Source organism: Desulfovibrio sp. Huiquan2017 (assembly GCF_017351175.1).
Taxonomy (GTDB): domain Bacteria; phylum Desulfobacterota; class Desulfovibrionia; order Desulfovibrionales; family Desulfovibrionaceae; genus Pseudodesulfovibrio.
In genome coordinates, this window is the sequence record NZ_JAFMPN010000004.1 from 242,845 (window position 1) to 257,170 (window position 14,326).

The 14,326-nt window shown below is 54.6% G+C and carries 11 protein-coding genes, 1 tRNA gene and 2 pseudogenes; 8 read left to right on the top strand and 6 right to left on the bottom strand.

Annotation, left to right across the window (positions count from 1 at the left end; translation table 11 throughout):
* Window positions 1–105: 105 nt before the first annotated feature.
* Window positions 106–1,008: a signal peptide peptidase SppA gene (gene sppA / locus J0909_RS04900; protein WP_207260958.1), complete on the bottom strand. Its 903-nt coding sequence runs from the start codon at window positions 1,006–1,008 to the stop codon at window positions 106–108.
* A gap of 12 nt (window positions 1,009–1,020) precedes the next feature.
* On the bottom strand, window positions 1,021–2,898 hold the full coding sequence (locus J0909_RS04905) for a 30S ribosomal protein S1 (protein ID WP_207260959.1): 1,878 nt from the start codon (window positions 2,896–2,898) through the stop codon (window positions 1,021–1,023).
* Between the two features lie 360 nt (window positions 2,899–3,258).
* Between J0909_RS04905 and J0909_RS04910 the strand changes: the two genes are divergently transcribed.
* A complete protein-coding gene (locus J0909_RS04910) occupies window positions 3,259–3,807 on the top strand; it encodes a hypothetical protein (RefSeq protein WP_207260960.1) in 549 nt (182 codons plus the stop codon).
* A gap of 5 nt (window positions 3,808–3,812) precedes the next feature.
* Window positions 3,813–4,238: a pyrimidine dimer DNA glycosylase/endonuclease V gene (locus tag J0909_RS04915; protein ID WP_207260962.1), complete on the top strand. Its 426-nt coding sequence runs from the start codon at window positions 3,813–3,815 to the stop codon at window positions 4,236–4,238.
* A 299-nt stretch (window positions 4,239–4,537) separates the two neighbouring features.
* Here J0909_RS04915 and J0909_RS04920 read toward each other — a convergent pair whose 3' ends face one another.
* Both J0909_RS04920 and speD read right to left on the bottom strand, forming a co-directional pair.
* Complete coding sequence (locus J0909_RS04920; RefSeq protein WP_207260963.1) at window positions 4,538–5,479, bottom strand: spermine/spermidine synthase domain-containing protein; 942 nt, start codon at window positions 5,477–5,479, stop codon at window positions 4,538–4,540.
* Entirely contained in the window at window positions 5,461–5,868 is a 408-nt protein-coding gene (speD, locus tag J0909_RS04925) for an adenosylmethionine decarboxylase (RefSeq protein ID WP_207260964.1), read from the bottom strand. Before speD ends, J0909_RS04920 begins: the two co-directional genes overlap by 19 nt.
* A 393-nt stretch (window positions 5,869–6,261) precedes the next feature.
* On the opposite strand from speD, the gene J0909_RS04930 reads away from it, so the two are divergent.
* Both J0909_RS04930 and J0909_RS04935 read left to right on the top strand, forming a co-directional pair.
* Window positions 6,262–6,678 (top strand): secondary thiamine-phosphate synthase enzyme YjbQ, encoded by a 417-nt coding sequence (locus tag J0909_RS04930; RefSeq protein ID WP_207260965.1) that lies wholly within the window; start codon window positions 6,262–6,264, stop codon window positions 6,676–6,678.
* A 58-nt stretch (window positions 6,679–6,736) separates the two neighbouring features.
* A tRNA-Arg gene (locus J0909_RS04935) sits at window positions 6,737–6,813 on the top strand.
* Between the two features lie 116 nt (window positions 6,814–6,929).
* Here the strand turns inward: J0909_RS04935 and J0909_RS04940 are convergent.
* A pseudogene (locus J0909_RS04940) lies at window positions 6,930–7,196 on the bottom strand (tyrosine-type recombinase/integrase); the annotation flags it as partial.
* A gap of 77 nt (window positions 7,197–7,273) precedes the next feature.
* Window positions 7,274–8,333, bottom strand: a pseudogene (locus J0909_RS04945) (IS3 family transposase).
* 1,513 nt (window positions 8,334–9,846) lie between these two features.
* On the opposite strand from J0909_RS04945, the gene J0909_RS04950 reads away from it, so the two are divergent.
* The 4 genes from J0909_RS04950 (at window position 9,847) to J0909_RS04965 (ending at window position 13,890) form a co-directional block, all read left to right on the top strand.
* Window positions 9,847–11,184, top strand: coding sequence for a hypothetical protein (locus tag J0909_RS04950; RefSeq protein WP_207260966.1), 1,338 nt, complete (start codon window positions 9,847–9,849; stop codon window positions 11,182–11,184).
* A 128-nt stretch (window positions 11,185–11,312) separates the two neighbouring features.
* Entirely contained in the window at window positions 11,313–12,269 is a 957-nt protein-coding gene (locus J0909_RS04955; RefSeq protein ID WP_207260967.1) for a UDP-glucuronic acid decarboxylase family protein, read from the top strand.
* Window positions 12,270–12,364: 95 nt separating this feature from the next.
* Window positions 12,365–13,483 carry a bifunctional glycosyltransferase family 2/GtrA family protein gene (locus J0909_RS04960; RefSeq protein WP_207260977.1) on the top strand — a complete coding sequence of 373 codons (1,119 nt, stop codon included), beginning with the start codon at window positions 12,365–12,367 and terminating at the stop codon, window positions 13,481–13,483.
* Between the two features lie 29 nt (window positions 13,484–13,512).
* The gene (locus J0909_RS04965; RefSeq protein WP_207260968.1) at window positions 13,513–13,890 is read left to right on the top strand and encodes a class I SAM-dependent methyltransferase; all 378 of its coding nucleotides are present in this window, start codon (window positions 13,513–13,515) and stop codon (window positions 13,888–13,890) included.
* The last annotated feature ends 436 nt before the right edge of the window (window positions 13,891–14,326 follow it).

The following is a 14,326-nucleotide window of genomic DNA, read 5'->3' on the forward strand; positions in this document are numbered from 1 at the left end:
CTCCACACCATGCCCCAGCCAAAGCCCCCCCGGGAGCGCGGGGCCAGGAAACCCTTTTCAAAAGGGTGCCGGCGGGGTCCGGCAAGGCCGGGAGCGCCCCGGCGGCTATTTGTAGTAGAAGGACCAGCCTTGCGGAAGGCTGGAGGAAAGGTCGATCTTGAGGGAGCCCATGAGTTCCTGGACAAAGGAACGCTTGACGACGGGGCCTTCGACGAGAGCGGCACGCCCCGTGATGCCGGTTTCCTTTTTGAGCTCGACGATGGCGTCGGACTGGGTGCCGATGCGGTCCACAAGGCCAAGGGAAACGGCCTGCCGCCCGGTGACGGCGCGACCGTCGGCGATGGCCCGGACGCGAGCGGGATCCATGCCGCGCGCTTCGGCCACATGGTCCACGAACTGATCGTGGAGGTCCTGCATGAGGTCGAGCATCTGTTCGCGCTGGGCATCGGAGAGGTTGCGCAGGGGGGTGCCCGCGGCCTTGTATTTGCCGGTGGTCAGGACTTCGGGCTTGAGGCCGAATTTCTCCATGGCGTCGGCCACGGTGACGAATTCGGCCATGACGCCGATGGAGGCGGTAAGGGACCCGGGATTGGCGTAAATGAGCCGGGCCGGACAGGAGGAATAATACCCGCCGCTGGCGGCGACCGTACCATAGGAGGCTATGACCGGCTTGACTTGGTTGAGTTTTTTGACGGCGGCATAGATTTCCTGCGAAGGGGCGATGGCCCCGCCGGGGGAATTGACGCGCAGCAGCACGCCCTTGACCGCATCGTCCTCCTCCAGGGTCCGGATGAAATCGACCACGCGGGTGGAATCGAGAATCATGCCGTCGATGTGGACGACGCCGATCTTGTCGCCGGACAGGACGAGGGAGCCCGAGGTCCAGCCCATGGAACGGAAAAAGGCCATGACCCCCGTAATGAGGGCCATGGCCAGTACGATCATCAACACCCCGAAAAGGAAGGGGTGGCGCTGGGAGAAACGGTCTCCGGTTCCTGCCATGCGCATGACGTTGTTACCTTATTTGGTTTCTTCTTCGACCGGGGCTTCGGATTCGACGACTTCCTCGGCCGGAGCTTCAGCGACGACTTCCTCGACCGGAGCTTCGGCGACGGCCTCTTCGACCGGGGCTTCAGCTGCGGCCTCTTCCTCTTGGGCGGCGGCCAGCGCGTCACCAGCGGCTTCCTCAAGCTTCTCGCGGAGCAGATCGCCCAGGGTGGAACCAGCGCTCACGCTGTCGCCACCGAAGGACTTGGACTTGCCGCCACCGGAACGGGCGGGCTCTTCCTTGGTCTGCTTGATGGACAGGCCCAGACGGCGCTCGTCGGCGGACACGTGGATGACCTTGGCTTCGATGCTGTCGCCTTCCTTGAACATCTCGGAGGGGGACTTGATCTTCTTGCGGCTGATCTCGGAGACGTGCACCAAACCTTCGATGCCTTCCTCGACCTCGACGAAGAGACCGAAGTCGGTGATGTTGGTGACCGTGCCGGTGACCTTCTGGCCCACGGGGTACTTGGCCGGGACCTGAGTCCACGGGTCTTCGGTCAGCTGCTTGACGCCCAGGGTGAACTTCTCGTTCTCCTTGTCCACGGTGAGGACCTTGGCCTGGACGGAGTCACCGACCTTGTAGACCTCGGAGGGGTGGCGGATCTTCTTGGTCCAGGAGATGTCGGACACGTGGATCAGGCCGTCGATGCCTTCCTCGATGCCGATGAACACGCCGAATTCGGTGATGTTCTTGATGGCGCCCTCAAGGACGGTGCCCTCGGGGTACTTCTCGGCGACGACATCCCACGGGTTCGGGGAGATCTGCTTCATGCCGAGGCTGATGCGCTTCTTCTCGGGGTCCACGCCGAGGACGACCACATCGACCTCTTCGCCGACCTTGACCATCTGGGAGGGGTGGCGGAGCTTGCGGGTCCAGGACATCTCGGAGATGTGGACCAGTCCTTCCACGCCGTTTTCCAGCTCGACGAACGCGCCGTAGTCGGCCAGATTGGTGATGATGCCGGTGAAGCGGGAACCCTCGGGGTACTTCTCGGCGATATTTTCCCACGGATCGGGCACGAGCTGCTTGAGACCCAGGGAGACCTTCTGGCCTTCGCGGTCGAAGTTGAGGATCTTCAATTCGAGATCGTCGCCCAGACCGACCATCTCCTTGGGATGCTTGATGCGCTTCCAGGACATGTCGGTGATGTGCAGCAGGCCGTCGAGACCGCCGAGGTCGATGAACACGCCGTACTCGGTGATGTTCTTGACCTTGCCCTGAACCACCTGACCCTCTTCGAGGGTTTCCAGCAGCTTCTCGCGCTGCTCGGAGCGCATTTCTTCAAGAAGCACGCGGCGGGAGACAATGACGTTGGAACGGCGGCGGTTGATCTTGAGGATCTTGAAATCGAATTCCTGGTTGACCAGGGCGTCCATATCCGGAACGGGACGCAGGTCCACGTGGGAGCCGGGCAGGAAAGCCTCGACGCCGCCGAGATCGACGGTGTAGCCGCCCTTGATGCGGCGGATGATACGGCCGACGGCTTCGCCGTCCTTCTCCTGGAGTTCTTCCAGTTTATCAAAAAGCTGCATCCGCTTGGCCTTGTCGCGGGACAAGTAGATGGTGCCTTCGGCTTCGTTCTTGCGGGCGACGAACACGTCAACCTTCTCACCGACAGCGACGGACACGGTGCCGTCCGGCTCGGTGAATTCCGAGACCGGGATCTGGCCTTCGGACTTGAAGTTCACATCGACGAGCACGTAGTCCTTATCGACCTTGACGACTTCACCGGAGACGATGGTTCCTTCGTCCAGGTCGCCGAAATCGGAATTAAGATATTCGTCGAGCGCGTCGGCGAAATTCATTTCCATTTCGGGCGTTTCTACAGATTCATTAGTTTTTTCCATGGGTTACCTCCACAACGGACCTCGGACAAAGTAGTTTTAACGTATATTTTCAAGATGAGGGTTCCGAGCTGGCGGGTCATCGTTTCCGAGGCAGGCGAGCCCCGTTTGCTCGGTCGGCGCAGGCGGCCGAACCCGACATCTTTACGCTCCTTTCGAGGAAGATCAGCGATTCGAATATGTTACGAATCAACTATTCTCCCATATTAAGAAGAGTCATGTACGTAGCGAAAATACAGCACCCTGTAAACCCTTTTCTGGCAAGGGTTCGCACGGCGTTCCGGCCTGACCCCGGGTCATGTATCCTTTGCCTATCCGAGCCGACTTATGTAGTGTGCGAACAGACTCGACATGGAGGCCGGGGTGTCCGACGACCGTTTTGAAATCTTCCTGACCGAGGCTCGGTCCGGGTGGCTCGAAGCCCGCCTGGTGTCGGGCGATTCGCACTTTGACCTGAGCGTCAATTCCAATTTCTCCGAGCCCATCAAGGACCTGTTCCGCTGTCTGTGCGACGTGCACGGGCTTGACGCCCCCACGGACATGGAGGCCGATTATCGGCATACCGAATTCGAATGGGGCGGCGAGGGATGGCTGTATTACTGGGTGATCACCCCCAGGCCGGACGGGGTGCTCGACATCTCGGTGGACTTCAAGGGCACGCGCGAGGTGGGCGGCGAGGAATATCCGGTCTGGAAGATCGAAACCTCGACCACCTGGGACCAGTTCGCCAGCCAGGTCTTCACCCAGGCCTCGGAGATGCTCTGGATGTACGGCTTCACCGGCTACTACGCCCGCTGGCAAAAGGACTTTCCGACCGGCGACATGATGCGGCTGGGACACCTGCTCCACGGCAAGCCCGCCGAAACCGACGATTTCGCCCGGGAACTGGGCTACTTGGCCGAAACGAGGTAGGCGGCGTGCGGCTCTGGACCGTCCATCCCCGCTTTCTCGACGTCAAGGGTCTCACGGCCGTTTGGCGTGAAGGCCTGCTCGCCCGCAAGGTGCTGCACGGCCGGACCATCGGCTACACCAACCATCCCCAACTCATCCGTTTCCGCGCCCACCCCGACCCGCTCAAGGCCATCGACGCCTATCTCGCGGCCGTGCTCGCGGAAGCCCGCAACCGGGGCTACAATTTCGACGCGTCCAAAATCGACGAATACGCCGAGGCCGCTCCCATCCCCGAAACCACCGGCCAGCTCGATTACGAGTGGCAACACCTGCTGGGCAAGCTCGAACAACGCGACCCCGAACGCTTCGAAGACTCCCGCCGCTGCCGCCCCGCACCGCACCCCCTGTTTACCCTGAGCCCGGGCGACGTACGCGATTGGGAGAAGCGGTAGGAGGCCTTCACCCGACCCCCCATCCCCTTCTTTTCCTAAACTTTTTGTTGCCGTTTCGCGGGGGAGGCTTAAAGGCGGCCCTTGGCCCCGGTTCGCTTCGTCCCCCATCACCCGGAACGCACACGCCCTTCCGCGACCGAACGCCCCTGCCGCAGGCACCCGAAAAGCTTGGAAGGGGGAGTCCAGAGGGGGAAGCTTTCTCGAAAGTTTCCCCCTCTGGCCGCCGGAGGCATCAAAAATCAAACCCCGCCGGCGCATGCACCGGCGGGGTTTGTTGTTTTCATGCTCCGAATGACGGCTTACGACTTGACGCCGGTTCCGGTATAGCGGGCGGGATCGTCGAGGGTGGACAGGGTTTCCCCCTTGGCCACCTTGTCGCGCAGGTACTTGGGCGGGCTCATGAGCCCCCGCAGAGCGATGCCGTCGAAGAACTTCAGTTCGCCGTTCACGTTTTCCGCCAGGAAGGCATCCACCCGGGCGGGTTCCGGGTCGGTGTCCACGGGGTTGAGGGAGCCCAGGGCGAAGCCGAGCGGAACCACGTAGGTGGGGGTGCAGGAGAAGAAGTGGGTGGTGTGTTCGAACACGGTCCCCAGGGTGCGCACGATACGGGCGTGGCCGTCGTCGAAGGGCGGCGTGACCGGTCCGGCCTGGATGACGAACACGCCGCCGGGGGCCAGGGCCTCGCGGCAGGTGGTGAAGAACTCCCGGGTGAACAGATTCATGGCCGGGCTGTCCTCCAACGGGTCGGACAGATCGCAGATGATCACATCCCAGGAACCGCCCTCCTTTTCCAACACTTCGAAAGCGTCGCCGAAACGGATCTCGGCGCGCGGATTCTGGAAGCATCCCTGGTGAATGGCGGCCAGGTGTTCCTGGCAGGCGTTGTACACGACTTCGTCGATCTCCACCTGGACGGTCTTTTCCACGGACCGCCACTTGAGCACCTCACGCACGGCCCCGCCGTCCGCCCCTCCCAGAACCAGGACGCGCCTGGGCGCGCCGTGCTGGTACAGGGCGGTATGAACGAGCGGCTCGTGGTAGAGGAATTCGTCGCGCTCGGAGACCTGCCACTTGCCGTCCAGGATCAGCCCCGTGCCGAATGTCTTGGAGCGGACTATGGACATCTCCTGATATTCCGTCCGCTTGAACTCGAGAATCTGTTCCACCCCATGAAGGTGGACGTCATCCTCGGTCATGTACTCGGTGATCCAGTAATCGCATGTCAGCTTCGAGCCTGCCACAGCGTCGCCTCCTCTTTCGGGGTCAAGGGATGGTGGCACCCGCAACCGTTGCCGCGCGGCAGCACGGTCAACGTGTGATCCAAGGCCTGGAGTTCGCGCACGAAAAATTCGCAGGCGAGCCGAGGCCGGGCGGTTTGGCCGCAGGTGAAGATATCCACGGCCGCATAGCCCGATTCGGGCCAGGTGTGAATGGAAATGTGGGATTCAGCAAGCAGAGCCAGAGCCGTGACGCCCTGCGGCTGAAACTTGTGACTGGTGATGTCGAGCAGGGTGGACATCGCGCGTTGGGACGCGGCGACCATGGTTTCAAGAATGAGCTGCTCGTCGTCGAGCAGAGGGGAAGGACAACCTTTGAGTTCAAGAATACAATGCACACCGACAGTGTTCATTCATCAACACCTCGTGAGTTAGCGGTTAGTGACCGAAACACCTCCTTGCCTTACGGGCCGGGCGACTCGCCCTGCCATCAACTGAACACATAAAACCCCCTTGGTACGGTTGGCCCGCGCCGACATGACGCGAACCCGGCGGAAGCCACATCCGGTGGGTGCATACCCCAGGGGCGTTCCGCGCGCCCGCCGCCGTTCGGATCGGTCAATCCGGATGCCGCGGGCCAATGGATGGAGCTTGTACGCAAGAATTTCGCGAATGCAAGCATTATTTCCGGGTTTCCCCGAATCGTGACACAACCCGCGCCGGGCCAGGGTTTGCGAAGACCATGGGAGGACGAGGGCGGTGATTTGCCGTGGCCCCCCGGCCGCGATTATGCTAAGGGATGCGGCATGAAATCCTATCGCAAGGAACTCTTTTACGAAATTCCCACGCGCCGGGCGTTTGTGAACATCACCGAGGACGTGGAAACGTGTCTGCGCGAGTCGGGCATCCGTGAGGGGCTGTGCCTGGTCAACGCCATGCACATCACCGCTTCGGTGTTCATCAACGACGACGAATCGGGGCTGCACCACGACTATGAGGTCTGGCTGGAGAAGCTGGCCCCGCACGCGCCGGTCTCCCAATACCGGCACAACGGGTTCGAGGACAATGCGGACGCGCACATGAAACGCCAGGTCATGGGCCGCGAGGTGGTGGTTGCCGTGACCGACGGCCAACTCGACTTCGGCACCTGGGAGCGCATCTTCTACGGCGAATTCGACGGCCGCCGCAAAAAACGCGTCCTGGTGAAGATCATCGGCGAATAACGACTCGTCGAATGTCCTTGACCTCCACGCCCCGCCTTGTTTAAGGAGTTTTCCACGCGCGCCAGTAGCTCAGGTGGATAGAGCATCGGCCTTCTAAGCCGACGGCCGTGGGTTCGAATCCTACCTGGCGCACCAAACATTTTAAGCGGTTACGGCATATTGCCGTAGCCGCTTCTTTGTTGGGTGTGTAAAAATATGTGTAAACGGACTGAAAAAGGCCCCGGAAACTGCTGCTTCCGAGGCCTTTCCCTTTATCTGGAGAACGCCTTGTCCAACTCATTTTTCATGATTCCCAGGCTATGAAGGTAGATCGTGGTAGTCAGGGAATTCTTATGCCGGAGCATCTTCTGGATCGTGGGGATGTCCATGCCCGCCTGAGCCAGAATGGACGCCGTCAGATGCCGGATGGCGTGGTAGGTGAATGGTCGCACCCCGGCCTCCTTGCATAGCCGGGGAATCAACCGCTGCCGTTCCGCATAGGGCATTCCGTCCTTGTCGCAGAAGACATATTCACTCCGTTTTGACTTGGCATGTTCGGTTAACGCTCAGGCCAGCTCCGCTGTTAGTGGCAGCCAGTCATGGAGATGCCCCCGTTTTAGGTCCGGGCTTGTGTGAGTTCCCGGTGTCTTTCCAGCCCATCCATTTCGGGCAATTGCCCGGAATGGATGGCGAACTCAATGGGCGTCAGGTTGCCCAGGGACGAGTGAAGGCGACTCTCATTGTAGTCCTGTCGCTACACCTCAATCTTACCCTGGGCATCCTCCAGAGACAAGAACCAGTTCACATTGAGGCATTCGTCTCTGAAACGACCGTTGAAAGATTCAATATGTCCGTTGTCCGTAGGCTTTCCCGGTCGGGAATAGTCCAGTTCAACGTGGTGTTTATAGGCCCATTTGCCCAAGGCCGTTGACGTGAATTCCGGTCCATTATCGCATTTGATACGAGCTGGCAGTGAGCGATCACGGGCTATCTTGGCCAGCACCTCGGTCACCGTTCACCCGTAATCCCCTGTGCGACCTCAATGGCAAGGCTTTCCCGCGTATAGTTGTCGACTACGGCCATCAGCTTGAGCCTACGGCCATCAAAAAAAGCATCGCTCATGAAGTCCATGGACCACACTTCGTCGGGCCGCGTTGCGCTTTCTGCCTTTTCACGGTGCATAGCACTTACGATGCGTTTGGGCCGCTTGCTGCGGAGCAACAGTCCTTCCTCCTTGTAGAGGCGATATACCCGCTTGTGGTTGATTCCCCAGCCTTCCCGACAGAGTAAAACGTGAATGCACCGGTAACCATAGCGAACTCGGGTTGCGGCGATTTCACAGATTCTCATGCGCAGCTCGGCTTGATCGTCGGTCTTTCGTCAGTAGGTATACAGCGACCGCGAAATCAGTGCGATACGACAGGCCCAACGGATGCTTACGTCGTAGTCAACCCGGAGGTGGTCCACCAACTCCCGACGACGACCAAGCCTTAGAGCTTTTTTGACAGCACGTCCTGAAGCATGACTTTGTCGAGACTCAGATCCGCTACCATCTTCTTGAGCTTGCGGTTTTCTTCTTCGAGCATCTTCAGACGGCGAAGCTCGCTGATCCCCATCTTGTGGATCACTTCCTTCACGGGAGTCCCATGCTCGGCCTGGCGCAGGGCAAAGGCGATGTGTTCTTCGGTGTACCTTGATTTCTTTACGACAAAATCCTCCTACTTTCTGATAGTCGATTTCGCCGAAGAACTCACATTGTCGGTGGACCTATTTCACGGGAGCAGGTCACTCCTGGCGGGCATTGGTTCTGTGTCGTGTGTTCAACACCAGAAGAGGCGCTAGATGCAGCCATGAGCCTTTGTCCTGAGAAGGTCAAAAGCTATCTTCCATAAGCACACTTGGCTCCCCTCTCGCAGCCTCAAATCACCGCTTTCCGCAAAAAATTGGTATCATGGCAAAAAACAGTAATGATTTCAAATGATACAAAGCCCGCGTCTTGAATAGCATTCAAGAGGTCGTGGGTTCGATTCCCTCCAGCTCCACCACGAGAAAGCAAAAGGCTTGGAAGTTAACTTCCAAGCCTTTTTTTGTGAAGAAAATATATGCGTTCCCCCGCAGCAGACCTTATTCCGAAATATGTTAANGAGAAAGCAAAAGGCTTGGAAGTTAACTTCCAAGCCTTTTTTTGTGAAGAAAATATATGCGTTCCCCCGCAGCAGACCTTATTCCGAAATATGTTAAGCTGCAATCTCATGTTTTTCCCCTCCGTTCCGTATCCTTTATGCCTGCTTGAGGTTGAGGCCGAAAGCCAGGGTTAGGATGCCTGATCTTTTAACAATCGACATCCTGACAGGAGGGACTGAATTATGTTTGATTTTGGGAAATCACTTCTCAACATGGACCCCGACGAGCAGAAGAAGGTGCTCGGCAACGCAACCGGCGGCTAGCGCATGGTTGCCAATGGCCTACGAAGGGCTTTGGCACTTGGTTCGATTTTTCATTGCCCTCACAGGGGTGTTGACCGAATCAAGTCGATGGAGATATACAAAACGCGAATCTAGCTAGATGGACCCCTTCGCCTAACTATTTAAATTGAATATGATTTATGTCTTGTCACCGTATACGGTTAACAAGATTAAAGTATCACAGTTGACTGACGGGCGAGAGGAAACTTGTCCGCCTATGCCTTCCCGGAGTATTTAGCGACGTTGATATAAAGTTCAAATAAAAGTATGATATTATCGCTTTGTAAAATAGTAAATACCCTTTTCCCCCAAGAAAACCCCTCACAAGCAAGGCAAGAATTAATTGTGGGAGCACTGCGGTTTTGTGCAAGCTTGGTCATTATTGTACCTCTGCTGTTAATTGCCCCTAACGGGGGTAGGTATTCTTTGGACCGCCTTTGGAACAATTTGAGGGTAGGGTTTCCCGCAGTGGGCAAATCTCATGCTGGAGAAGAAATACTCCCCCCAGAGGTCCGGTTACTGAAACGCGGACTCATCGAAGTAGGCGCTACAACTTTCACCCTTGTAGGGGAAATGGGGAAAAATTCCTTGCTTCGCCAGCGAAGCAGAGAGTTTACTTATCCTATTTTGCTACAAAGTCAGGGGGCGTCCTTTCTCGCGGGTGATACGGAGGCGGTCTTTCGGAGCGGGGCGAAAATTGTCTGGGACAAGCAAGGGGTGTCTATTGGCGTCGTTAGTAAATAGCATAGTGCTTATCCTGGGGTGCCTGGGCCTTGGCAGCATTTTGTCTTTGAGCTTGCGCGTTCCTGACCAGGATTCGAATGCATATCTGCGGTTGCAGGCAGGCACAGCGTCTTTATTCACTTTGGCTTTGCTCGGGGTTCCCCTTAAAGGGCTCTGCTGGGCGCTCTATGGCGGCCTAGTTTTTTATCTGTGGCTAGCTCTTTCCCAGGTATGCCGAACTGGGGTGACAAGAATGAGGCGGCACTTCTTTTTGTTTCTGCCTTTTATTCCGCTGGTTATAAAAATATTATACACCCCCCTGTGGGACTGGGATGCGCGTTCCATATGGTTTTTTCATGGTAAAATGATTTTTTTCGAGCACGGCTTTTACCTTAATAAGTTTAATCCGTCTGTAGTGGACCACTTTGACTACCCAAAATTTATTCCTCTTTTTTCCGCTATCGCCGCTAAACTTGCAGGCTTGTGGAACGAGTACCTTGGCAAAGTGGCGCTCATGCTCCCGCTGGTGGCTTTATGGCTGGGGATCGCTGCCTTAGACTTGCGAGGTTGGACAAAAGCTGCGATCTTGATTGCCTTGCTGTGGATGCCGGGTAAATTTATGTATAATGGGTACATGGATGGCTGGATGGCTGCATCATGTGTTCTGGGCCATTTGTTCTTCATCGACTACGTGAATAGAGGCCACCGCAGGAATTTGATTTGCGCTATGATTGCCATCATTTTTGCCGCTTATTTTAAGAATGAGGGGATTCCCCTGGCCATATTGAGTACCGTGTCGATGGCTATAGTGGTTCTCATGATCGACGTGAAGGTCCGCCTCAGAGGAGCTCTGCCATCGCTTCTCCTGCTGATTCTGGTCTTTTTACCCGTGGGGGTGTGGCGTTATCTATTGTGGCAACAGGGGCTAAGTAATGACCTCTTTGCGGGTAATATGTGGATACGAATTCAAACAGCAGTCCTCTCTGGAGCCCCGTCGATAATATGGCAAAAAGTCTTTGTAGACTTGGGTACCGTGTGGCTTTGGTGTGCATCGATATTGATCAATGGAGGGTGTGTTCTGCTGCGGCAGCGTTGGAGTGCATTCGTCCCAACGCGTCGTCAATCCCTTTCGCTGTTGGCACCTTGGCTTGCCGCCACGGCATATATCGCATTGGTTTTTATGATATATTTAATTACTCCTTACGATTTGGATTGGCATATTGCCTCCAGCGCCGACCGAGTAATGCTCCCTTATAATCTATTGCTACTTCTTACCGTGGTGTTACCCGTTTTGTTGCCACTTGAACGCCGCCAGGACGCGGAGAAATGTGTTGCTTGACTGGTTCCCTTTGATCCAGAGTGGACAAGAGCCCGCCAATGTTCGACACACAACCCAAACTACATTGTTGCATCCAGGAAGATTTCATCGTAACGCTCTGACTCCACAAAATCTTATCGATTAAGAATATGAAGAAAAAAAACATCCTCGTTACTGGCGGTTCAGGATTTCTCGGCTCGCATCTTTGTGAACGGTTGCTGGGCTTAGGGCATAACGTTCTTTGCGTTGACAACTATTTTACCGGGAATAAAGATAATATCCTACACCTGCTGCGTAACCCCCGTTTTGAAGTGCTCCGGCACGATGTCTGTTTCCCTCTCTATGTGGAAGTCGATGAGATTTACAATTTGGCATGCCCGGCTTCACCCGTCCACTATCAACACGACCCCGTGCAGACGACCAAGACCAGTGTGCATGGGGCTATTAACCTGCTCGGCTTAGCCAAACGTATCGGTGCCAAAATATTTCAGGCTTCCACCAGTGAAGTTTATGGCAACCCTGAGGTGCATCCCCAGGTTGAGTCTTACTGGGGCCACGTTAATCCTATTGGGCCGCGTTCCTGCTACGATGAGGGAAAGCGATGTGCTGAGACTCTTTTTTTTGATTACTACCGCCAGCACAGCCTGCGCATTAAGGTTGCGCGCCTCTTCAATACATATGGCCCCCGCATGGCCCTGAACGACGGTCGAGTTGTCTCCAATTTTGTGGTTCAAGCTCTACGAGGGGAAGATATCACTGTTTATGGAAAGGGAGAACAAACCCGTAGCTTCTGTTACGTAGACGACCTTATTGATGCCTTTGTTCTGTTTATGGAGAATACTTCGGATGACTGCACAGGGCCAATAAACCTTGGAAATCCTGGTGAATTTAGCGTGTTTGAATTGGCTGAGACGGTCGTTGACCTAGTGAACTCCAAGTCAAAAATCACATTTTGCGACCTTCCGTGCGATGATCCTGTCCAGCGCAAACCGGATATTTCCATAGCCAAGGAAAAGTTGGGTTGGGAACCAAAAGTTCCCCTGCGTGAAGGGTTGGTCAAAACCATTGCGTACTTCGAAAATCGCCTGAAAGCGAGTGATGAATGACCTGAAGAGATTGGCTATTTGCTAATGAGACAGACTGTTGTCCCTTCAGTCGCTAAGCAGCATTTAATTTGTTATTAAAGGTAGAAATTTATAAAATGGAATCAATTTGTCCGGTCCTCTCTCTTGTCATACCATGCTATAATGAAGAAGGCACACTCGCGGAGTGTATACGGCGTTGTCTCGCCTTGAAAGAACACGGCGTCACTCTTGAATTGATAATCGTTGACGATCACTCAAGCGACAACAGCTTGCCTGTGGCCCAGAGTCTGGCGGATGAGTATATGGAAGTGACGGTAGTCCACCATGAGGTCAATCGTGGCAAGGGGGCGGCGCTACGCACCGGTTTTTCCTATGCGACGGGAGATTTCGTAGGTATCCAGGACGCCGACAAAGAGTACGATCCGCTAGACTATCTCACTCTACTCAAACCCCTTCAGGAGGGTAAAGCGGACGTTGTCTACGGTTCGCGGTATTTGCGCCGAGATGTACGGAGAGTACTGTATTTTTGGCATACATGGATGAACAATGCGTTGACGTTTGCGTCCAATATGTTCACTAACTTAGATATTAGCGACATGGAGACCTGCTACAAGCTTTTCAAACGCGAGGCGATCAAAAAAATTGTGCCAATGCTAAAGGAAGATCGCTTCGGTTTTGAACCGGAAGTCACAGCCTATGTTGGGCAATTGGGCTATCGAGTGTATGAGTGTGCCATTCATTATTCCCCGCGCACATATGAGGAAGGCAAAAAAATAGGATGGAAGGATGGGGCGCGCGCCTTTTATTGCATTCTTCACTATAGCGCTCATACTGCCCCTTTGCCAATGCAGATTTTGCTATATTTCTTTATAGGTTGTGCAAGTGCAATCATTAATGTGAGTCTGTTTTGTGCCTTTTTGGCTTTTGGGCTGGGCTTGGCGATATCAATTGGGTTAGCATTTATTCTTTCAGCGGCAACGAATTACCTGCTGTGTATCACTATCCTTTTTCGACATAAAGCCCGTTGGTCAGCTCCTGGTGAGATGCTTATTTATATTGTCATGGTGGCAATAATGTGCTGCATAGATTATGCTGTAACTTATGCCATGACGAGTATAGGACTTTCGCCTTTGGCGGGCAAAGTTTGGGCTTCTTTTGTCGGTTTTGGCGGTAATTTCATATTACGTAAGTATTTTGTTTTCCCTGGGAGGAAAATGCGAAGGAAGCATTGTTAGAGCCTTTTTTGCGGCGAAGGCGTTTGTCGATGATTTCGCCTGTGATTTCGCAATTTAAAGGAGGCCATTTACTCGATATCGGATGTGGCTGGGAAGCTCGACTGTTAAAAATGGTTGAACCTGTTATTGATAGAGGGGTTGGGATTGATTTTAAAGCCCCCAATATTGCAACAGAGAAATTAAAAACAATGTCTGTGACATTAACTAAGAATCTAACCTTGGATAGTGGGTGTTTCGATGTTGTGACCATGATGGCTGTATTGGAGCACTTGGATCATCCATTTGATATACTCTGTGAGGTAAAGAGAGTTCTCAAAAAAGTGGGTGCCCTTGTCGGTACTGTCCCTAGTAAAAAAAGCAAAACCTGTGCTAGAATTTCTTGCATACACTCTCAAAATTGTAAGTGAAGATGAGATTCGAGACCATAAGCGTTATTACAACAGACAGGATTTGTTTTCACTCCTTCAAAGCTGTGGATTCACACAGATCGAACATAAATATTTTCAGTTTGGAATGAATAGTTAATTTATTGGTTACGCTCTCTAACGGTAAGACTCCAATGTTGGATACTGTCTTGCTCTTGGAGTATCAGTCATCGGCTCCAAGTCTAAACAGAACTAATAAGAGTTGGGGTTGAGTACATTTTCTAGGAACCCACAATAGGCTGAATACATTGTAAAGTCCCCCATCAAGGCCAGCTAGTAGTAGAGACTTCCCGCCGCTTGGAGATGCCCCCGATTTAGGTCCGGTCTTGTGTGAGTTCCCGGCGTCTTTCCAGCCCATCCATTTCGGGCAATTGCCCGGGTAATCCTCCCATTTCTAGGCGGTCTGAAAAGTAGAGCC

Coding starts and splice junctions, on each gene's coding strand:
- J0909_RS04930 (WP_207260965.1), top strand. CDS start 6,262: ATGAAATCCTATCGCAAGGAACTCTTTTACGAAATTCCCACGCGCCGG.
- J0909_RS04955 (WP_207260967.1), top strand. CDS start 11,313: ATGAAGAAAAAAAACATCCTCGTTACTGGCGGTTCAGGATTTCTCGGC.
- sppA (WP_207260958.1), bottom strand. CDS start 1,008: ATGCGCATGGCAGGAACCGGAGACCGTTTCTCCCAGCGCCACCCCTTC.
- speD (WP_207260964.1), bottom strand. CDS start 5,868: ATGAACACTGTCGGTGTGCATTGTATTCTTGAACTCAAAGGTTGTCCT.
- J0909_RS04960 (WP_207260977.1), top strand. CDS start 12,365: ATGGAATCAATTTGTCCGGTCCTCTCTCTTGTCATACCATGCTATAAT.
- J0909_RS04965 (WP_207260968.1), top strand. CDS start 13,513: ATGATTTCGCCTGTGATTTCGCAATTTAAAGGAGGCCATTTACTCGAT.
- J0909_RS04905 (WP_207260959.1), bottom strand. CDS start 2,898: ATGGAAAAAACTAATGAATCTGTAGAAACGCCCGAAATGGAAATGAAT.